This window comes from Dyadobacter sp. SRI_021 (assembly GCF_057586235.1).
Genome location: NZ_JBYCZM010000002.1, coordinates 71,068 through 90,957, shown reverse-complemented (window position 1 = coordinate 90,957; position 19,890 = coordinate 71,068). Strand labels below are relative to the sequence as shown.

Genomic DNA, 19,890 nt, shown 5'->3' with positions numbered 1-19,890 from the left:
ATGAGTGAATAATTAAAGACCCGATGAGCCGCTTCCTTTTCTTTCTGACCATTTTCCTGCAAGCTGTGATTTCGAATGCCCAGCAGCCGGGGCCTTCGCCTCTGCAATGGAAAGACCTGCCATCCCTTCCCGACGATGTGGGATTTGCCGGTGCTTATGCAGGCGTGAGTAACGATGCGCTGGTTGTCGCGGGGGGTGCCAACTTCCCGGGCAATGCCGGGCCATGGGGTACCGCGCCTAAAACCTGGTACGACGGCATTTTTGTATTGGAAAATCCTTCGGGGAGCTGGAAGAAAGTGGGTAGACTGCCGCACGCAATGGGTTACGGTATTTCGCTGACCACGCCGGAAGGCATTTTCTGCCTCGGAGGCGCCGACGGTACCCGGCATTACAATCAGGCGTTTTATCTCAATTGGAAGGACGGCCGCATTGCCACCACGCCGCTCCCTGCATTGCCTGTCGCGCTTGCATACGCTTCCGGCGCATTGCTGGGCGATAAAATACTTGTTGCAGGCGGTACCAGCGCGCCGTCCGATACCAATGCGCTCAACCGTTTCTGGGAATTTGATTTATACAAAAAACAATGGAGCGAACTGCCGGCTATACCCGGCAACGGACGTATGCTGGCCGTCGCCGGCGCGCAGGACGGCCGATTCTACCTTTTCAGCGGAGCAGAACTGCACTATAATGCAGCCACAGGCGCGGTAAAACGTAATTATTTGAATGAATGCCTTGCCTATAACCCGGTAAGCAAAACCTGGAAACGCATCGCAGACTTGCCCAATGCGGTGGCGGCTGCCCCCTCGCCGGCATACGCGGCCGGGCAGTCGCACCTGCTCGTGGTGGGCGGGGACGATGGCGCACATGTGCAACGGGTGACGGAGCTGCGCGAAAAGCATCCCGGTTTCCGCAATGAAATCATGGCCTACCACAGCATTACCGATACCTGGGCCTCGCTCGGGACATTTCAGGGAGGGAAAACGTCTGTTACGACGCCGCTCGTGACCTGGAATGGGCAACTGGTGATCCCTTCCGGCGAAGTTCAGCCGGGTATCCGCACGCCCCGGGTAATCGCGGGCAGCCCGGTGGTAAATACGGGTACGTTCAACGGCATAGACTGGGGTGTGGTGGCGGTTTATTTTCTGTTGGTACTGGGCATCAGCATTTATGTTTCCCGCAAAATGAGCGCCAGCACCGACGATTTCTTCCTTGGCGGCCAGAATATCCCCTGGTGGGCGGCCGGACTAAGCATTTTCGGGAGCAAACTGAGCGCCCTCACTTTCATCGCCATTCCGGCCAAAACTTATGCTACTGATTGGACATACATTTTTGCCAATGCAATGATCGTCGTCGTTGCGCCGATTGTGATCTGGTTTTTCCTGCCTTATTTCCGCAAACTAAAAATCACCAGCGTGTACGAGTACCTCGCATTCCGGTTCAGTAAAACGGTAAAGCTGGTCGGCAGCCTTACATTTGTAGTTTTTCAGGTAGGAAGGCTAGGCATCGTGATTTACCTTCCTGCGTTAGTTCTGAGCACCGTTACCGGTATGAACCTCATGCTTTGCATTATCCTTACCAGCCTCATTACCACTGCCTATACCATCTCCGGCGGCATTGAAGCCGTGGTTTGGACGGAGGTAATGCAGGTGGGTGTGCTACTGGGCGGGGCGTTCGTCAGCTTATTCTTCATTGCCTATGCATCCGGGGGTTTCGATGCGCTGTTCGGACAGGCGAGCGACGCCGGCAAGTTTCATATGGTCAACAACGGCTGGGCCATAACCGAACCGGTGCTATGGGTGGTTCTGGCAGGTAATTTCATGACGCAGATTGTTACCTATACGTCCGACCAGGTGGTGGTGCAGCGATACCTCACCACGCCCACCGAAGCGGAAGCCCGGCGGTCGATCTGGACCAATGCGTTGCTCGTCATTCCCGCCACATTGATTTTCTTCCTCGTCGGGACCGCCTTGTGGGTGTATTTCAAACAAAATCCCCAACTCCTCAACCCGATAGCGCGTACTGACGATATTTTCCCATGGTTCATCTCTACGCAACTGCCTGCCGGCCTGCGGGGGTTGGTGATAGCCGGTCTTTTCGCGGCCACCATGTCGACGATCAGTTCGTCTATGAATTCCATTGCTACGGTCGTCACCACCGATTTTTTTCAGCACTTCGTTCCCCAGTCCAACGATCTGCGGCGCTTCCGCTTTGCCCGCTACACCACCCTCGCATTGGGCGCCGCGGGGATCGGCATTGCCGTCTGGCTGGTTTTTATGGAGAACAACAGCATTTGGGACCAGTACCTGAAACTGATCGGCATATTCGGCGGCTGCCTGGCGGGAATGTTTGTAGCCGGTATATTCGTCCCTTCCATCAACAGCACGGGAGTCCTCGCCGGTTTTTTCCTTAGCGCAGTGCTACTCTATTTCGTTCAGGCCAATGGCTGGGTACATTTCTTCCTGTATCCCGGTGTCGGCATTTTCGGATGTGTGATTTTCGGGTGGCTGGTAAGCAAAGCCTTCCCCCGGCTTTCCTGAGCCCGCTTTCGGAAAAAGTTACGCGCGCGGCATTTTATAGCCATTGTGGTATTCACTGGTAATCAATTTATTAGCCATAGAGTCATCAAACTCACCTTTTTGCACATTCCAATGGAGTGTAGTACCCATGCGGTAAGCGATATTACCCATTTGTGAAAGTATCGCCACTTCTGCACCCGCCTGTATGGGCGCACGCAGATCATCCATGCGCCTCGAGCGGATCACCTCCACGAAGTTTTTGGCGTGCTCATCCAGGCCATTGTCGGACGACTTCGTAAGCTGAACCGCCTCCATACGTTTTTCGTAGGGTACCACTTCCCAACCCTGCCGGTCGACGATGAGTGTGCCGTTCTCACCCAGGAATGCGATGCCGTGCTGGCGGTTGTAGATACCCGCGCCGTAGCCGATCACATGCTCCCATTGGATGTTAAAATCGTCGTATTCGAAGAGGGCAGTCAACGTGTCGGGCGTTTCGGCGCCGGGGTTACGCAGCATGGCCCCGCTTGCGCTGACGCGTTTCGGCGTGGCACCGGCCTTCATACCCAGCAATGCGTAGTCGAGCAAATGCACACCCCAGTCGGTCATGATGCCTCCTGCGTAATCCCAGAACCAGCGAAATGAGCCATGAAAACGATTGGGATTGAAAGGTCTTTTCCTTGCCGGACCGAGCCATTGGCCATAGTCGACGCCCACCGGAGCTGCGCCATCCGGCTGTTGTAAAATGGGATTGCCATAATTAAAATACCCCCACACTTTCACCAGTCCCACTTTACCGAGCTTTCCCGAATGCACAAAATCAACTGCGTCCCGAAAATGCTTCTGGCTGCGCTGCCATTGCCCTACCTGCACAACCCGGTTGGTCTTTTGTTGCGCAGCTACCATCGCCCTGCATTCGGCGATGGAATTCCCGATCGGCTTTTCAACGTATACATCCTTACCTGCATCGCAGGCCTCGGCCATCATGAGGCAATGCCAATGATCGGGCGTACCGATTACCACTGCATCGATGTCCTTGCTATCCAGAACCTTCCGGTAGTCGCTGTAAGTCTGGACCTGCATTCCCCTCCCTGCCAGTTCCGCCGCTCGCTTGTCGAGCACATTGCGATCAACATCGCATAGCGCCACACATTCCACGCCCGGGTTTTTCATCACCGCGTTAACGTCCGCCCATCCCATGCTGTTGATCCCGATCGCCGCTACCCGTATCCTGTCACCCGGCGATCCGATGGACGTCGATCCGCGCGCACCTGCGTACGTAAAGTTGGTGATAACGGGCGAGATAGCAGTACCTCCGGCTATGGCCGTGGCAGTATGGATGAATTTTCTTCTCGAAATGGTCATGACAACTCCTTTGAACGATGAGCACAAAACAAAGCGGGTCTTCCCGCATTTTTACCGCTGTTTTTAAACAAAGTATCCTTGCAATATTTCAAATGTCAATCTGACAAATCCCGCCGGAAGCGATCTTCTTTGATCTGCTCTCGGCCGAACCGGGGTTAAAACTCACCGACGCCGACAGAATCAGCTTCAAGAATGTGAAACTGATCACGAAGCACTCGGAACCCGTCATTTTCACCGACAATGCTACCAATATTTCCTTCGATGGCCTGCAATACAACGACCACGCCGAGACCCTCATTTCGGACACCGGTGAACGCAGCCAGAACATCAGCATCGCACATATCGATGCTTCGAAGGCCAAAAAAGTTAAAGGAATTTTCAAAGAGAAGCCCAGGACAAGGGCCTGGGCATTCATGGGGGTGAATAATAATTTTCGAATCGCCGACAATAAAAGAAAATTCTACGCTGGCCGAATGCTGTCCAGGTTTAAAACCACGGAGCGTTTGCGGCCCGAATAATTGTATTTGACCGAAACACGGTCGCCGGCCTGGGGAATGCGAATAAGCTGCTCCCGCAATACATGGACCTCGGTCACAAAATTGCGCCCCCGCGCCGGCTTCACATGGATCTGGAAGGTATAGTAGGTTTCACCCTGAAGGTAGGATCCGCGATGCTCTTCCGAAAGCAGCACCACCGCGTCCGCGACCTGCCCGTCGCGGATTTCCTTACCTCCCAGTAGGAGCATCGTGCGTCGGAACCGCAGCACGAACCACACTCCTCCAACGATCAGAAATGCCAGTAATAAAATGAGCAACAATTGCCCTGCATGTATCGCCAATATCTCCATAGCCAATAGAATTCGATGGCTTCAAAGAAAAGACGCAATGTTCCAAAGTACGACAATTGTGATTTAACGGACAGTTTCACTTATCGAGTGGCTGGTTTCCGAGAGGCAATTGTAAAAGCACTTCCTCTTTCTTTCGCCTTGATATTTCTACGCGGCTTCCGTCCAGCAGTTCTACCAAATCGTGGTCAGCCATGAGTTTTGCAATAAATTTCGGGTTTACCAAATGTGACTTGTGCGTCCGTATAAAACCGAATTCCGTCAGCATTTCCTCATAGTATTTCAAAGTCTTGCTGGCCAGTACCGGCTTGCGGCTTTTAATGAAGATATTGGTATAATTCCCTTCCCCCTGCAAACGGACGATCTGATCGAGTGTGAAGAAAGACACGCCATCCTGATAAGGTACCGCCAGCCGGAACTCGCTCGCACGCTTGTGCGCGATGTTACGCACGAGGTTGTCGAACAGCACCGGGTTCTGATGTACGTTCTGCTTTTTCAGGAAGCGGTCCACCGCGGAGCGCAATTCATCGGGGTCGACCGGTTTGAGCAGATAATCCAGCGCGCTGAACCGGATCGCCTGTACCGCATATTGATTATAAGCCGTCGTAAATATGACCTCGAAAGCAGGCTCCTTCAAAGCCCTCAGAAAATCGAAGCCGTTTTTACCAGGCATTTCCACATCGAGAAAAACAATATTCGGCCGGAACGTTTTGAGTATTTCAAGCGCAATATCCACTGATTCAGCCTGTTTCACCTCTCGTATCTCTTCCACATAAGTTTCAATGTAATGCGCCAGCACGTTTCTTGATTTCGGCTCGTCGTCAACAATAAGTGCTTTGATCATTGTCTAAGTCTGATATAAGTAGGTAGATAATTCAATTCTGACAAGCGTCCCGGTCGGGTTGCCGGCGGCATCGTACCGGTCGATCACTTGCAGGGAGGCATGGTTGCCCTGACGGGCAAGGACGTCGATCCGGTCTTCACAGATACGTATTCCACGCGATTCGTGTTCCCGTGTGCGGGAGGAATTTGCCCTGAGTTCGGCGGACTTTTTCCGGCCGATGCCATTGTCCTCTATTTCGCAGGCAAACTGTTCGGGTCCGATCAGAAAAAACCGGATACTCATATGCCTTTCCCCTTCTTTATGCATTAACCCGTGCCACAAACCATTCTCCACAAAAGGCTGCAGCAGCATCGACGGTAACCGCACATAGTCATCTTCCAGCTCGGGATCCAATTCAATCGAATAAGTAAATCCCTGTCCAAAACGCATCAGTTCCAGTTCGAGATAGAGTTCCAGCACGTCCCGCTCTTCGGCGATCGTCACCAGGTTCCGGCCCGAATTATTCAACACCAGCCTGAACAGCTTGGCGAATTTGTTGAGGTACTTGCTGGCCTCGGCGTATTTTTTGGTGACAATGCATTCCTGGATACTATTGAGACAATTGAAAATGAAATGTGGGTTCATCTGCGCCCGCAAGGCCATCAACTGGCTTTCGGCAAGCATTTTATTAATCCGGAGCAACATAATTTCCTGCCGTTCGGCCTGCGCACGGGCCATCGCTTCGGTAATCTTGTTGGCGCTGATGGCGGCGATCGTCGAGATCACCCGCACATGGTTTTGGTTATAGAAATTCCTGCGCGGATGTTCCGAGTCGATCACCCCGATTACCTGCCCTTCATGCAGGATCGGCACCGCAAGCTCCGACGCCCTCGCCTGATCGTCGACAATGTAACGCGGGTCTTTGGAAGTATCACCGATGATCTGCGGCATACCCGTAGCCGCCGCGGCACCTACAATCCCCTCGCCGACGGGTATTTCAATCGGATTGAGGATTTCGTATTCCTTCGGACTTTTCGGCCCGTAAGCCGCTTTCTGGATCAGCTTGCCGCTCTCTTTATCGAGCAGGTAAACCACGCAATCTTCAAAATGCAGCTTGGAAATACAGTTGCGGGCAATATCCCAGCATATTTCATTCACGGAGTTATCGCCGTAAACGCTGTTGGCAAAATACTCAATCGTGTCGTCGAGATCCATTTTCCGTTGTCTTTTAATGTAAACAGTATAAATCCAGTACAAAATACCCATAATGGCCGCTGTACAGGCGATCAGAAACCACCAGGTCTGCCACCAATGCGGTAGCACCCGTATTTTGAGCGTCTCGGCAGCCTTCATCCACCGGCCATTCTCATCGGTACTCCTTACTTTAAAAACGTAGTCGCCGGGAAGCAGGCTCGTGTAAGATGCCGTGATATTGCGCCCGGCCAGTACCCAATCGTCGTCCAGCCCCACGAGCTGGTAGCTGTATTGCAGCGAAGGGATATCTCGGTGACTGAGCGATGCATATTGAAAGGTAACAAATGATTCGTCCGGTTTCAATTCCAACAAATCACCCTTGAGGTCCCGGATACGCTCTTGTCCGAAAATTTTAACGGAAGTAATACCAGGCGGGTTTTGCACGGGTACCGAAGCAAAATGCCGTGGATTGATCACCACAACATGATCGAGCATTACTGCGTAGATTTTGCCGCCCGCCACTGTTACGTAGTTCCAATAGTCCTGTAACGTCTTACCCAGATCCAATTCCACCTTACTGACGTTGTTGCTGACAGGGTCGTACGCAGCCAGTCCCTCCCGCGTAGCTGCCCACACTACGCCGTTGTCGTCGATATCCAGTGAAGAAACCTGATCATATGGCAGGCCGTTTTTGGTACTAATACTGGTGATAACCTGACCGTTGACATCGAGTTTCATCAGCCCGGCGGATGTCGACGCAGCCCAAATGTCGCCTGTCTTGCTCTGGCGCATGGCGTATATAAATTCATCGGCAATGGCGGGCGTATTCAATTGTGTGAAACGCCCGGTCGCCTGGTTATAACGCAATAGGCCTTTACCCTCAACCGCAAAAAGGATGTCGCCGTTGGAGAGCAGGACAAAGGCCTGCGAATTGGCAAATTCGAACAACCCGTATTTCGGGTCGGTACCGTCGAAACGGACGCAAACTTTCGTGACCGGATTGTACCGATAGAATGCGTCGCCATCGATTTCGAACCAGATATTACCTTGTTTATCCAAAAAGACGAAAGGCGCCTGATACGACGACAGTCCTTTCTTCATCTGATCGAAACGCTGCAAAACCGTTTGCCCCGGCGCAAGCGAATAAATGCCGTCGAATCCGGCAAACCACCAGGTCTCACCCACTTTTGCTGCCATTACAGAACGATTATTTCGCAACCTTTTGCTCGGCGTGAGGTATTTCTGATAGGTACGATCAACCGTATTATAAAACACGACACCGTCTTCCTTGCACGCGATGATCGTCTTACCCTCGACGGTAATGGAGTTGGCATGGGCGAAACTCGTTTCCAGGAAGAAATGAAAACTGGGCAGCTTGTAAATGGCCTCAATGGGATTCTTGGGCAGTGTTTTGCTCACACCATTAATCGTACCCAGCCACACGTTGCCCTGCGAATCGGAAATAGCATCCCTAAAATGCCCGTAGGCGATCGTATAAGCCTGATCCTGACTGTACTCCAACTTACGAAACGGTTGAGCCGGTTCTTTCAGGAACGCCGCAAACAGCCAGGTAGAAACCCACACTCTGTCCTGACGATCAATAAAAATAAAGTTGCACCCTTCACCGATCTGCTTACCGTCCAGCTCGTAATGCTTGTCCAGTTTGCCAGTTCGGTAGTCCCAGTAGTTCAGCGTTGGTTCGGTGTCACAGCCATACCATACATTACCACTACGATCGAGTGCAACGGCATTCACATGCTCCGATTCAAGCAGGGGACTTTTCAGGGGATTATTGCCTTTGAAATAAACCCGTCTGGATTTACAATCGACAAAAAAGGGTCTGTTCCCGCCCACCCACAGTCCGCTCCGCAGCGTGTCATACACCATAAAAGTGAGTTGGAAATGCGAAAAATCGAACTTTCGGGCTTCGGGGAATACCTCTGTCAGGGGTTTCAATTTTTGATGGTCATACAAATAAAGCCCGTCGGATGCGCCGATCCATATGCGGCCCTGTCCGTCAGCGCGGATGCGCACAATATATTTTTGCGCCAGCGATTCAAACCGGGGATCCCTCGAGAACCTGCCCGTTTTTTTGTCGAACAGCAGGATGCCTCTCCGCAGCCCAATCATAAGGGTATCTTCCCCGTTAAAAGGCAGAATGGCGTTTACGAAGTGCTTTTGTCCGCCATTCACATCGTGGAACCGCTGCACGACCGCACCGTCGTAACGATCGAGCCCCGCAGAAGTACCAATCCACAGAAAGCCTGAAGAATCTTTATATAAACATCTGATTTGCTTGGCACTGAGCCCATCCTGCCATCTGATGTTCTGAAACAGCGTCTGCGCCCCAAGTTGTCCGCCCAAAAAGACAAGACCTACAAGGGGTAATACACTAACCAGCTTTTTAAGGAAGAGCATCACTGCCGACAGGATTTTCATTGATGATTCGCATTCAATATCTGCGATCTCGAGACCAAATACGTCAATTCTATACAACTGTACTACCTCATTTATTTATCGGTAGAAACCCTTAACCGCCTCAAAATCGTTGAAATGGCATTTTTCAGCACACCGGATAATCAGTGATTTACCGGTAAATAGTCAATAATTACCGTTGCATCATTAAAACTGGACGTTACTTGTCCCGATATGCACTTTTGCGGCTCTATTCCCAACGCCATGAAAAATAATCCTCATCACACTCAACCTCATCCTATACTGTTATGCTGATCCTGCTTCTGATAACCGGCGTATGCCTGACACTCGTCGTCGCAAGCGTGTTCCTGCTCCGCCCTGCTACCGAGTCTTTCACCCCTTCGCCATCCTTTGACGTTTACGAAATCGACAACAAACTGGTTTTTTACAAGGGAAAAGACGGCAGCAAATCATTGATCCCCGACGCACACGCCAGGACCTTCCAGATCCTGACGGCCGGTCCGGTGGGACAATCGGGGCCTTCGCTTTACGCACGCGATTTTGAAAATGTCTATTTCCAGGGCAAATGCATTCCGGGCGCTAACCCCGTATACTTTCAGATCCTGGGCACCGATCTTGGGCGGGACGATCGATATGTGTTTAAAGCAAACGACCTGATGTCCTCCGACGCCAGGAACTTCAAATGCCTGGACGAGCGATTGAGCAAGGATAGCCAGCGTGTTTATTTCGACGACCAGGTGATCTCCGAAGCTGCCAGCCATTTCAGGTACATCGGTAAATGGCAAAGGACCTCATTTTACAAAGATCACAGCAAGGTCTTTGTCAATGGCAAGGGCTACCGCGTCGCCGACATCGACACTTTCGATTATGCGGGAAATGGCATTTTTACCGATCGTTACCAGGTATACAAATTCAACGGAGACGGCTTTCAAAGCAATTCCGGGCAACCTGTATTCCGGGCAATGATGCAATTCCAGCCCGCTTTTGGGTAAAGATATGAACTATCTGAAAATCGTTACCATCTTCAATTGGGTGGTGATCGCCCTGCTGTTCCTGCTCGTAATGGCCGAAACGCTGTTCCCTACCAAAGGCGGCGGGGATGCGGCTTCCGGGATGGGAAGAGCTATCTACTACCTGGCAATCATCGCCCTGGTTGTGTTGGTCTCGCTCAATCTTCTTCCATTTAATTGGAGCAAATACACCGCATTCATCCTCGTTGCAGTGCCGCTTTTCTGGGTGGCGTTCGGGTCTTCCATTAGCAATTTCAAAAGAGGTATCACCAACATGATTGAGGCGAAACCGTTTTTTGAAGACAAAGAAAGGGACAGAATGGCCATTGCGATTTTTAATGCAAAGCCGGATAAATTGAAAAAATACATCGCGGAAGTACAGCCGCGGCTCCGGGATAACGCTTACGGTTATCCGTTACTTGAAATGGCCGTTGCAAACGCGGGCTCTGTCGACCACGACGGCGAACGGCGCCTGGAATGCATTCGTGCGCTCTTGCAGGCGGGCGTGAGCATTAAAAGTGACGATCCCGACGTCGAAAAAATCCATTTCTCGCCCGCGACGTCCGGAAACGCACCTGTACTTCGCCTACTACTGGAACACGGCGCCGATGCCAATGCGAGGGTGACCGATTACGGCAGCGGCAAACCCGACGTAGTCCCTATCATCTTCGAAGCACTGTCAACTTCCTACGGGGCATATGATTGCGTAAAAGCACTGCTGGACCACGGTGCCGACCCCCAATGCCGTCAAACCGTGGGACGGCGACCATGAAAAAATGTCAGTACTGCTCTACGCCGCCGAACGGCAATACTGGGGCGTATGCAAGATGCTCATCGAAAAAGGTGCCGACCCGCGTTATACCACGCCGGACGGCACCTCCATACAAACTTTTATCGAGCAGGGCGATAGTTTTTACCCCGAAAACGAGCAGGCGCTGGCCGACTTTGAGGCCGTTCGGGCGATAATGGAAGGGCCGCCGGCAACCAGTCGCTGACCACACTGCCCTATTTCATCCGTTTCGCAGTAGCATCGAACATGCTCATCATACTTCCTTTCAGATTGTCATCATCCACCTTCGAAAGATCTACAGTCACGTCGTAGCCCTGGGCCGAAAAACCGATTGTAATCTTGTCGGCCGCCTCGTCGACGCTGGTAATGGCTATTTTTTCGGCGCTGGGGTCTGTTGCGTTGGTGATTTGGCCAGTGAGTTTGCCGTCGGTCCGGGCCAGGTCTGCAACGAGTTTAGCATCGCCATTGGGTGTTCCGAAAACGGTGATCTCCCATTTACCGGCAAAAAAGTCGGCGGGTGCCGTTTGCGCAATGCTCGTGCAAACTGCGCCCAGCAGGCACAGGATCATCATCATAGAGTTAAGCCTTCTCATAATCGATACGTTTTTAGTGAAGAAATGAAACCATCCGGCAAGGGGATGTCGACCTCCCGCGACCGTCGTACAGCAAATGTAAAGAAGAAGTTTATTTATTGTCTATATTTAAGACAATAATATTTTTCCAATTACTTATTTATTTAATACAAACAAGCTTCAAAGGTGCCGGACAGCAAATTTGTCTGGATTACCCCTTGTAAAAGTCTGTTTTACACACCTGTGCCACGCCTCAAACTGGTTAACTTTACGAGAAACATCGCACCATGAAAATGAGACCCGGCGAGTTTATCGCCCTTTCGGCCTGCACGATGACGCTCACTGCCCTTGGCATCGATATTATGCTGCCCGCATTCGGTGAGGTACGAAGGCATTTTGGCCTGAACGCCGACGCTACCGATACAGCGCAGATCATCTCCTTCTTCTTTATGGGACAGGTAGCCCAGATTTTCTTCGGCGCGCTCTCCGACCGTTTCGGGCGCCTGGCCATCCTGCGAATCGGGTTCCCGTTATACATCGCCGGAGGTGTCATAGCCGCACTGGCCCCCGACCTGCCCACCATGCTCGCTGCACGCTTTTTTGCCGGTATGGGTGCTTCCGCTGTATTTATGACGACCATAGCCGGCGTGCGCGACCGTTTTGTGGGCGATGAAATGGCACGTATCCTGTCTCTGATATTTACAATTTTTCTGTTCACACCTGTGATCGCCCCGTTTTTGGGACTGGCTATTATGTCTGTGGGATCCTGGAAAATGGTATTTCTCACCCCACCATTGTTCGCCGTAGCTGTGTTCCTATGGTCGCTACGCCTCGAAGAATCGCTTCCGCCTGCACAACGCACGCCGCTCAACCGCGCGCGCATATGGCGCTCCATCGTACAGGTGATCGGCAACCGCACTTTCCTGCGCTATACGACGGTTACTACGCTGCTTTTCACAGCATTAAGCTCCTACGTATCCAGCTCCGAGCACATTGTGGGAGAGATTTATGGCAAACCCGAGCTTTTCGCCTGGATTTTCGCAGGGATGGGTGCAATGATGTCCATGTGTGCATTGCTGAACTCCCGGCTGTCGTCCCTGTTCGGTGCCCGGCGGACAATCAAATGGCTTCTGGTAATTTATACCGTTATAGGCGCTGCATTACTTGCATTCACCTGGGCATTTGGCGACCCACCGCGCATGCCCCTGTTTTTCATCGCCGTGACCCTGATGCTCGCGATCAATTTGGCCGTGGAGCCCAATAGCAGTGCATTAGCCCTGGAACCAATGGGTAATATGGCGGGAATGGCTTCGGCTATTTATGGTACCTGCTTTTTCTTTGTAGGCGCTGCGCTCGGCTCCGTAACAAGCCATATGATGGCCCATGGGGTATTTCCGCTGGTAGTTTGCTTTTTCGCATTTGGGTTAATCTCCGTGCTGCTGGCATTCAGCGACCGATCGCAAACCGCGACAGAAGCACCTTAATACCGTTTTTGCAGTTTCGCTGGCGCAACTCCGTCACGGTAGTTCCGCTGGGGCAGTTCCACTGGGGCAGTTCCACCGAGGCAGTTCCACCGAGGCAGTTCCACTGAGGCAGTCCCACTAGGGCAGCTTCCGCTGGGGACTCAATCTTTAATCAGTGTAAAATGCCGAATTGTCGGCCGAAGAACCCGAATCACTAGTGCCGGAATCAATCGTTCCGGAATCGTTGCTCGTAAAATCGCCGCTCTCGGCACATGAATCGGAGAAATCACCGGCGCAGGTGTCAAAATTCACAAAATCACTGCCTGTTGGATCGACCGGACCGTTGCCATAGGAATCGCCGGCGCCGGCACCACCGAATTCACCTCCTCTGAATGCTAATGTTCCCTGAAATGTGTGACCTGATGGAGATGTATGGTCTGCATCGTAGTCCGAAGTAGTGGACTCGCGGAAAACACCCGGATTCTCCCCGATAGAATACCCCCTATCAGGTGGAGCCACTTTTTTTCTGTAAACAATCGTATTCTGCCTGCCGGCGCGCAAAAAAAGTAGCACCAAGGCAATGATAACCAGCACTATAACAACATCGAGCATAGGAGGTAGATTTTGGTTGAAACCCAATTTAACTATCCCAAAACCCGAACGTTAATCCGATTACCAGACGGAAACAGGAAATTATCTTCCGTTGGTGAGCTGCTTTTAGCCACCAATCCTTTTGTTTCGGTGGTCTTTAAAACAAATAAAATCGGCCCTTAAAACAAAACCCTCCGAAGCCTGCCCGGCTAATTTTGTTCCATCACAAACCAGTAGATTTTTATGGAACACTCAGCATCAACCACCATTCAGTCAACCCATTACCAACAGCCGCTAAACTCGGGCTTCGGCGCCCTTTCGACCGCCGAAGATGTGATCAGCGGCATCGACCTCACTGGAAAAACGATTATTGTTACGGGCGGCTATGCAGGCATCGGCCTTGAAACCGTGAGAGTGCTGGCCGAAGCAGGCGCGCACGTAATCGTACCCGCCCGCGACCTCGCCAAGGCCACCCGTAATGTAAGCGGCATTCCTAATACAATTGTCGAGTCGCTGGACCTGATGGATCCGGATTCGATTGACAGTTTTGCCCGAAAATTCTTGCAAACCGGCCGTTCGCTGGATATATTGGTCAATAATGCAGGTATTATGTGGGTACCGCTCCAACGCGACGCCCGCGGGTTTGAATCGCAGCTGTCGACCAACCACCTCGGGCATTTTCAATTAACGGCTCGGCTCTGGCCTGCATTGAAACAGGCCGGTCATGCGCGGGTGATCAGCGTGTCGTCGTTTGGCCACCATATTGCGCCATTTGATTTCGAAGATCCTAATTTTGAAAACCGGGAGTACGAAACGCTGGCCGGCTACGGGCAATCCAAAACGGCCAATAACCTCTTTGCTGTGGAACTCGACCGCCGCGGGAAGGCATTCGGCGTCCGGGCGTTCGCACTGCATCCGGGTTCGGTCAACGGTACAGATCTTGGCCGCGTAGCGCCAATGGAACTTTTTCAGCAAATGGGTACCCACGATGCCGACGGCAACATTTACCCGGAAGTGGCCCAGAAGCTGAAAACCATCCCGCAGGGCGCGGCTACCACCGTTTGGTGCGCCACCAGTCCGCAGCTGGAAAACCTGGGCGGATTGTATTGTGAAAATGCCGATGTTTCCGAGATTGATAATGGTAACATCGAGCACCGCTACGATCAGCCGTGGACATTGCGCGGTGTAAAACCCTACTCCATCGACCCGGAAAATGCCCGCAGGCTTTGGACTTTGAGCGAGCAAATGACAGGCACTAGTTTTGAAACCAATTGATCAACCGTGGCACACGAGGCGCATTACATTCATCCCGAACTGAAAATCTCCGGTTTTACGGAACATTTTCACAAAAGCGACGTGCTTTTTGAGGAGCATTTGCTGGTCTGGTTTATTTCAGGAGAGACGAAGATCATCCAGGGTGGGCAAACACATTTATTCGGTGCGGGGGATACACTTTTTTTCCCGAGACACGAACTGGTGACAGTGATCAATTATCCTAAGGATGGTATGCGCCACCAATCGGTCGTAATGCATTTAACCTCTCAGCGACTGGAAGCCTATTATGCCAAGAATAAAGTGGAAGTGAAACCGGTAGCCAGACCCGGCTTCCGGACATTTGACAAACACCCGTTGCTGCAAAGCTGCCTGGCGTCGTTAGTTCCCTATTTCGACCTGCGTGACCCGCTGCCGGAAGCGCTGGCCGCCATTAAAATAGAAGAGGCCATTACCATTCTGAGAACGCTCGCACCCGATATCGATCATTTACTGGCAGATTTCGGGCAGCCGGGCAAGATCAACCTCGCCGATTTCATGGAACAGCACTACATGTACAATCTGCCCATGAGCAAATTCGGCTACCTTACCGGCCGCAGTCTTACCACGTTCAAGCGTGATTTTAAAAGGACTTTCCAGACCACGCCGCAGAAATGGCTCACCGAAAAACGGCTCGACCTGGCGCATTACCTCATCAGGGAAAAGAAACGGCGGCCGTCGGAAGTCTACCTCGAAGCAGGGTTCGAAAACCTCTCGCATTTCGGGTTTGCATTCAAGAAACATTTCGGATATGCGCCAACGGAGTGAGCATCCAAATGGCCAAATGGCGCGAAGGTCTTCCTTCGTGGCCTGGCATTCGCAGGCCTCCGGCCGGTCAATACAGTAGAAGTTGCTGTAATGACCGGCCGGAGGCCTGCAAATAATGTGTGCAAAGCAGGAGCTTTGCACCAGCGCGGATTTGCACCGGCATCAGAAAGTAGGTGGTCTGCGGTTAGGCCGCTCAGCCGGCGCGCCGATCGGATTTGCGGGTTTGATTTTCTCATAATCCACAACCCCGGTTTTTTCGGCCCAGCGGAAATAATCGGCCGAGAGCTGATCCACTACATTCGGGTTCGCCGAAGCTACGTCGGTGGTTTCTCCGCGATCTGTTTCCAGGTCGTACAGCTCCCATTTATAAGCCGGGTAAGTTGAAACGATTTTCCATTTGCCTTTCCTTACGGCGCGGTTACCTGCTCGTTCCCAGAAAATCGGTTCGCCGCCGCGGTCTACCTCACCAGCATTGCCCGTAAGCACAGGTACGAGACTTTTTCCTGGAAGCGGGTTGATATTAATGCCCTTCTCCGTAGCCGGATACGCCGCTTTGGCCAGATCATAGAAAGTCGGTGCAAGGTCGATCAGGTGACCGGTACCTTTTACGATCTGTCCGCCTTTGATCTGCTTCGGGAACCAGGCAATGAAAGGTGCGCTGATCCCCCCCTCGTGCATATTGTTTTTGTATGCCGAATGCGGCGTGTTGGAAACGTACGCCCAGGGCTGGTCCTGGTACACATACGAACCTGCCGTTCCGGCCGGGCCGGTGTTGCGTTGTGGTCTGCGGGGCGACGCGCCCGCATAGCCGCCCTGCGCGCCGTTGTCGGAAATGAAGATAATCAGCGTGTTATCGTCCTTCTTCAACGCTTTCAGCTTCTCACGGAGCTTGCCTATGTTCTGATCCACCCGGTCGACCATGGCAGCATAAATCTCCATCTTACGTTCCCAAAGCAGTTTTTCATCATAAGGCACATTGTCCCAAGGCGTTACGTCCTTGTCGCGGGCCGCTATGGCTTGTTTCGGATCGGCGATTCCCAGTGCTTTCTGGCGCTGGATCCGCTCGCTACGCAGTGAATCCCAGCCAATGCTGTACCGGCCTTTGTATTTGGCAATGTCCGATTCGGGTGCTTGCAGCGGCCAGTGCGGCGCGTTGTAAGCCAGGTACAAAAAGAATGGTTTGGCCGTCTTGCTTTGCTCTTCCAGGAAGCCGAGCGCATGGTCGGTGATCTCGTCGGTGAGGTATTTGTCCGGCGGAAGGTTGATACGCTTGTTGTTCTCCACCAGCTCCACCGCCGGGCCTTTGCCGTATTTACCAATGTCATAATAGTTGCTGGCACCATTGATAAAGCCATAAAAACGATCGAAACCACGTTGGTTAGGCCACGCGATGCTATCATTGCCAACATGCCATTTGCCGCTCAGCAAGGTGCTGTAACCCGCATTGCGCAGCACCTCGCCAAATGTGAGCGACTCCTTGTTGAGATAGCCCTGGTAAGCCGGCAAGCCCAGGTTCACATTGAAATACCCCACTCCTGCCTTATGCGGGTACTGGCCCGTAATGAGCGACGCCCGCGTAGGCGCACAAATGGAATTGTTATAAAACTCGCGAAAGCGGATCCCCTCGCTGGCAAGCTGGTCGATATTGGGAGTTTTGATTTCAGAACCATAAGCGCCGATGTCCGAGTAGCCCAGGTCGTCGACCATAATCAGGATGATATTCGGGCGGGTGTCCGGGCCCTTCGGAGCAGGTTTCTTTTGCGCCGTGACGCCGGAGAAGGTCATCAGTGCCAGGGCTAACAATGTAGAGGTCTTCATGAATTTTGGAAAATGATGTAACAAGAGATGTTTGCCACAAAAATATATTTATTCTATATATCCTATATACTATATTTAAAATAACTTACACTAAGTGGTTGCTGTGGTATGACGACCTGTTGTTACATGCTTGTGGCATTTCGAACCGATTGCTGAATTTGTTGCTGCCCATATTACGTGCCTACGGTACTTGGCCAGATGCCCGGTATGCGCCCCGGGGTATTTCGATATTAAATCGCGTTAGCGATGTAACATTGGTAGAAACCAGGCTCTGAACAGCTGTGGGCAATGCCGTCAGGCATGTAACAACAACGCATGCCCCAACGGCATTTCATTGAATACCTTCCGTAGTCATCACGACCCTCCGCATCGAACCGTCGTTTTCGTAAAACAACCGGTCAACGCACACAGAGCGGCGGTGGCTGCCGCCTTCAGGTAATGCACCATTGTGATAGAAAAAGTAATCTGCGCCGTTGAATTCGATGATCGCCGGGCGGTTTGTTGCACAGTTTCCGGCGATTTCGTTCAATATGCCTTTGAACTCCCATGGGCCTTTGATGTGCCGGCTTGTGGCATAGGCCACTTTTTCGGGATAACCATAGCCGTAGGCCAGGTAGTAAATGCCTTTCTTTTTATGAATGTGCGCACCTTCGGAAAAATCCGGGAGGCTTACCACAGTAATTTCACTGGCGAGTTCAGTCAAATTACCTTTCAATTCGGCGAAATAGCATTGCCCGTTGCCCCAGAACAGGTAGGCACGACCGTCGTCATCTATCAGGACCGTCGGATCGAGATTTGCTTTGTCGTTTTGGGTTGTAGGCAGCATATCATGGGTCACCAACGCCGAGCCTTTGGCATCCACAAACGGGCCGGTGGGATTGTCGGAAACGGCCACACCAATTGCCTTGAAGGGCCCGCCCTTGTGCGTTACCGACACGAACCAATAGAACTTATCCCGGTATCTAACCACCTTTGACGCATAAGCATCGCCGCTGGCCCATTGGAAATCAGTGGCCTTCAAGGGTGAAGGATGTTCGACCCAACGGAGAAGGTCGCTGGATGAAAAACAAAGCCAGTCGTGCATTCGGTAATCGTCGACGCCAGGTGGCGGATCGTCGTGGCCGGTGTACAAGTAAATCGTTCCTTCGTGGACAACCACCGTTGGATCGGCAGTGTAGTAGTTTCGGATAATAGGATTACCTTCTTTTATCATATGCCCGGAATGATGTTGATGGAGGCATCTGGATTCAAAAACCATTCCCAAAGACGTCTTCGCCTTGCCAATGTCGCCGTCCGGAGCGTCCAGTCTGGCTGCGGATGTGTCCATTTCAATAGGATTACGAATGTGCCGCTGACAATTTCAGGCCAGTTTTGTGTCATCAATCACTCAAAAACAATCAAGGTCATGACACAAAAAACAACAACCACGATCTACTGGATAGGTACCACATTAACATCACTCTGGTTCGGCGCAAGCGGCTTTTTTGAACTTACCAAGAATCCTGTCGTGTGGGATATAACCGTGCAGCTCGGTTATCCGGCGCATTTCATTTACCTGCTGGGCGTTTTCAAGCTTTCGGGCGTGGCGGTGCTCCTTACCCCCAACAGATTGCACCGGTTGAAAGAATGGGTATTTGCGGGGATATTCTTCGACATCATTTTTGCATTCGTGTCCAAACTCGCTGTGATCGGCTTTCCGGCAACCATCGACGCGATCGTCGCATTTGTGATGGTATCCGTCACTTACACGATGTTCCGCAGGCTTGAAAAATACTCCGGAAATGCATTCGGCCAGGGTCAAGTGTTAGTGCAATAGGTAAAATGGATTTGATACCGAGCCCATCTGGTCTAGCTGTTTTTGTCAAAACTGCACCAGAACAACAGTCCAACACCGACCTACCTTCGTACTGCGATTTCGCACTGAACCATTTTAAATCGAAGACAATGAAAAAGGCCATTTTCTTTCATGCCGGCTGCCCGGTTTGCCTTAGCGCAGAGCAGGACATATTAAACCTCATCCCCGCCGACCAGATAGAAGTAGTGCATCTCGGTGTGGACAAAGGCAAAATTGCCGACGCCGAACGGGCTGGTGTACAGTCGGTACCGGCATTGCTCACGCCGAACGGCAACGTGCTGCACATTAATTTCGGCGCGTCGATCTCAGATCTTAAATAGTGATTTACAATGCGTTGTGAGCAGCCCGGGAGGAATGTCCCGGGCTGTTTTGCTTTTTATTTAAAAAAATATTACTCTACTATTTCTATATACTAAATAATATCCATAGCTTTGCCGGAGAAACTTACGATCCCTATACATGAAACCACCGATTATACCTTACTGTTGTCGACCGAAGCTCCGTAATCAGCATTAGGAACGGCTGTTTAGCAGTAAC

18 protein-coding genes are annotated in these 19,890 nt (G+C 51.7%); 9 read left to right on the top strand and 9 right to left on the bottom strand.

Annotated elements, in window-relative coordinates; genetic code table 11:
* Positions 1–23 precede the first annotated feature (23 nt).
* A complete protein-coding gene (locus AC2YIT_RS05805) occupies positions 24–2,537 on the top strand; it encodes a sodium:solute symporter family protein (protein WP_487278547.1) in 2,514 nt (837 codons plus the stop codon).
* An 18-nt stretch (positions 2,538–2,555) separates the two neighbouring features.
* On the opposite strand, the gene AC2YIT_RS05800 is transcribed toward AC2YIT_RS05805, so the two are convergent.
* From AC2YIT_RS05800 to AC2YIT_RS05780, 5 genes are all read right to left on the bottom strand, one after another.
* Entirely contained in the window at positions 2,556–3,878 is a 1,323-nt protein-coding gene (locus AC2YIT_RS05800) for a Gfo/Idh/MocA family protein (protein WP_487278546.1), read from the bottom strand.
* Positions 3,879–3,966: 88 nt separating this feature from the next.
* Positions 3,967–4,293 (bottom strand): hypothetical protein, encoded by a 327-nt coding sequence (locus tag AC2YIT_RS05795; protein ID WP_487278545.1) that lies wholly within the window; start codon positions 4,291–4,293, stop codon positions 3,967–3,969.
* 45 nt (positions 4,294–4,338) lie between these two features.
* A complete protein-coding gene (locus tag AC2YIT_RS05790; RefSeq protein ID WP_430847301.1) occupies positions 4,339–4,725 on the bottom strand; it encodes a hypothetical protein in 387 nt (128 codons plus the stop codon).
* 76 nt (positions 4,726–4,801) lie between these two features.
* Entirely contained in the window at positions 4,802–5,566 is a 765-nt protein-coding gene (locus tag AC2YIT_RS05785) for a LytR/AlgR family response regulator transcription factor (protein ID WP_430847299.1), read from the bottom strand.
* A gap of 3 nt (positions 5,567–5,569) precedes the next feature.
* Positions 5,570–9,178 carry a histidine kinase gene (locus tag AC2YIT_RS05780; protein ID WP_487278544.1) on the bottom strand — a complete coding sequence of 1,203 codons (3,609 nt, stop codon included), beginning with the start codon at positions 9,176–9,178 and terminating at the stop codon, positions 5,570–5,572.
* Positions 9,179–9,462: 284 nt separating this feature from the next.
* Here AC2YIT_RS05780 and AC2YIT_RS05775 point away from each other — a divergent pair, with 284 nt between their 5' ends.
* From AC2YIT_RS05775 to AC2YIT_RS05765, 3 genes are read left to right on the top strand one after another with little or no spacing between them, the layout of a single operon-like run.
* A complete protein-coding gene (locus AC2YIT_RS05775) occupies positions 9,463–10,167 on the top strand; it encodes a DKNYY domain-containing protein (RefSeq protein WP_487278543.1) in 705 nt (234 codons plus the stop codon).
* Positions 10,168–10,171: 4 nt separating this feature from the next.
* Positions 10,172–10,957, top strand: a complete 786-nt coding sequence (locus tag AC2YIT_RS05770) for an ankyrin repeat domain-containing protein (protein ID WP_487278542.1) — start codon at positions 10,172–10,174, stop codon at positions 10,955–10,957.
* A gap of 4 nt (positions 10,958–10,961) precedes the next feature.
* Complete coding sequence (locus AC2YIT_RS05765) at positions 10,962–11,180, top strand: hypothetical protein (RefSeq protein ID WP_487278541.1); 219 nt, start codon at positions 10,962–10,964, stop codon at positions 11,178–11,180.
* A gap of 10 nt (positions 11,181–11,190) precedes the next feature.
* Here the strand turns inward: AC2YIT_RS05765 and AC2YIT_RS05760 are convergent, their stop codons facing one another.
* Positions 11,191–11,568, bottom strand: coding sequence for a hypothetical protein (locus AC2YIT_RS05760; RefSeq protein ID WP_430847291.1), 378 nt, complete (start codon positions 11,566–11,568; stop codon positions 11,191–11,193).
* A 266-nt stretch (positions 11,569–11,834) separates the two neighbouring features.
* Between AC2YIT_RS05760 and AC2YIT_RS05755 the strand changes: the two genes are divergently transcribed.
* The gene (locus tag AC2YIT_RS05755) at positions 11,835–13,031 is read left to right on the top strand and encodes an MFS transporter (protein WP_487278540.1); all 1,197 of its coding nucleotides are present in this window, start codon (positions 11,835–11,837) and stop codon (positions 13,029–13,031) included.
* Between the two features lie 147 nt (positions 13,032–13,178).
* Here the strand turns inward: AC2YIT_RS05755 and AC2YIT_RS05750 are convergent, their stop codons facing one another.
* Complete coding sequence (locus AC2YIT_RS05750; protein ID WP_487278539.1) at positions 13,179–13,622, bottom strand: hypothetical protein; 444 nt, start codon at positions 13,620–13,622, stop codon at positions 13,179–13,181.
* Between the two features lie 222 nt (positions 13,623–13,844).
* Here AC2YIT_RS05750 and AC2YIT_RS05745 point away from each other — a divergent pair, with 222 nt between their 5' ends.
* Positions 13,845–14,876 carry an SDR family NAD(P)-dependent oxidoreductase gene (locus AC2YIT_RS05745; protein WP_487278538.1) on the top strand — a complete coding sequence of 344 codons (1,032 nt, stop codon included), beginning with the start codon at positions 13,845–13,847 and terminating at the stop codon, positions 14,874–14,876.
* Between the two features lie 6 nt (positions 14,877–14,882).
* Positions 14,883–15,680, top strand: a complete 798-nt coding sequence (locus AC2YIT_RS05740) for a helix-turn-helix domain-containing protein (protein ID WP_430847283.1) — start codon at positions 14,883–14,885, stop codon at positions 15,678–15,680.
* A 162-nt stretch (positions 15,681–15,842) separates the two neighbouring features.
* On the opposite strand, the gene AC2YIT_RS05735 is transcribed toward AC2YIT_RS05740, so the two are convergent.
* Both AC2YIT_RS05735 and AC2YIT_RS05730 read right to left on the bottom strand, forming a co-directional pair.
* Positions 15,843–17,498 carry an arylsulfatase gene (locus AC2YIT_RS05735; protein ID WP_430847281.1) on the bottom strand — a complete coding sequence of 552 codons (1,656 nt, stop codon included), beginning with the start codon at positions 17,496–17,498 and terminating at the stop codon, positions 15,843–15,845.
* 331 nt (positions 17,499–17,829) lie between these two features.
* Entirely contained in the window at positions 17,830–18,825 is a 996-nt protein-coding gene (locus tag AC2YIT_RS05730) for a glycoside hydrolase family 43 protein (RefSeq protein ID WP_487278537.1), read from the bottom strand.
* Positions 18,826–18,903: 78 nt separating this feature from the next.
* On the opposite strand from AC2YIT_RS05730, the gene AC2YIT_RS05725 reads away from it, so the two are divergent.
* Together AC2YIT_RS05725 and AC2YIT_RS05720 are read left to right on the top strand one after the other, a co-directional pair.
* Positions 18,904–19,314, top strand: coding sequence for a DoxX family protein (locus AC2YIT_RS05725; RefSeq protein ID WP_430847277.1), 411 nt, complete (start codon positions 18,904–18,906; stop codon positions 19,312–19,314).
* Between the two features lie 128 nt (positions 19,315–19,442).
* On the top strand, positions 19,443–19,673 hold the full coding sequence (locus AC2YIT_RS05720; protein ID WP_487278536.1) for a thioredoxin family protein: 231 nt from the start codon (positions 19,443–19,445) through the stop codon (positions 19,671–19,673).
* Positions 19,674–19,890: the final 217 nt, after the last annotated feature.

Bases quoted from the DNA above. Each gene is read 5' to 3' on its own strand.
- AC2YIT_RS05805 (WP_487278547.1), top strand. From the start codon at position 24: ATGAGCCGCTTCCTTTTCTTTCTGACCATTTTCCTGCAAGCTGTGATT.
- AC2YIT_RS05800 (WP_487278546.1), bottom strand. From the start codon at position 3,878: ATGACCATTTCGAGAAGAAAATTCATCCATACTGCCACGGCCATAGCC.
- AC2YIT_RS05795 (WP_487278545.1), bottom strand. From the start codon at position 4,293: ATGAATGCCCAGGCCCTTGTCCTGGGCTTCTCTTTGAAAATTCCTTTA.
- AC2YIT_RS05790 (WP_430847301.1), bottom strand. From the start codon at position 4,725: ATGGAGATATTGGCGATACATGCAGGGCAATTGTTGCTCATTTTATTA.
- AC2YIT_RS05785 (WP_430847299.1), bottom strand. From the start codon at position 5,566: ATGATCAAAGCACTTATTGTTGACGACGAGCCGAAATCAAGAAACGTG.
- AC2YIT_RS05780 (WP_487278544.1), bottom strand. From the start codon at position 9,178: ATGAAAATCCTGTCGGCAGTGATGCTCTTCCTTAAAAAGCTGGTTAGT.
- AC2YIT_RS05775 (WP_487278543.1), top strand. From the start codon at position 9,463: ATGCTGATCCTGCTTCTGATAACCGGCGTATGCCTGACACTCGTCGTC.
- AC2YIT_RS05770 (WP_487278542.1), top strand. From the start codon at position 10,172: ATGAACTATCTGAAAATCGTTACCATCTTCAATTGGGTGGTGATCGCC.
- AC2YIT_RS05765 (WP_487278541.1), top strand. From the start codon at position 10,962: ATGTCAGTACTGCTCTACGCCGCCGAACGGCAATACTGGGGCGTATGC.
- AC2YIT_RS05760 (WP_430847291.1), bottom strand. From the start codon at position 11,568: ATGAGAAGGCTTAACTCTATGATGATGATCCTGTGCCTGCTGGGCGCA.
- AC2YIT_RS05755 (WP_487278540.1), top strand. From the start codon at position 11,835: ATGAAAATGAGACCCGGCGAGTTTATCGCCCTTTCGGCCTGCACGATG.
- AC2YIT_RS05750 (WP_487278539.1), bottom strand. From the start codon at position 13,622: ATGCTCGATGTTGTTATAGTGCTGGTTATCATTGCCTTGGTGCTACTT.
- AC2YIT_RS05745 (WP_487278538.1), top strand. From the start codon at position 13,845: ATGGAACACTCAGCATCAACCACCATTCAGTCAACCCATTACCAACAG.
- AC2YIT_RS05735 (WP_430847281.1), bottom strand. From the start codon at position 17,498: ATGAAGACCTCTACATTGTTAGCCCTGGCACTGATGACCTTCTCCGGC.
- AC2YIT_RS05730 (WP_487278537.1), bottom strand. From the start codon at position 18,825: ATGGACACATCCGCAGCCAGACTGGACGCTCCGGACGGCGACATTGGC.
- AC2YIT_RS05725 (WP_430847277.1), top strand. From the start codon at position 18,904: ATGACACAAAAAACAACAACCACGATCTACTGGATAGGTACCACATTA.
- AC2YIT_RS05720 (WP_487278536.1), top strand. From the start codon at position 19,443: ATGAAAAAGGCCATTTTCTTTCATGCCGGCTGCCCGGTTTGCCTTAGC.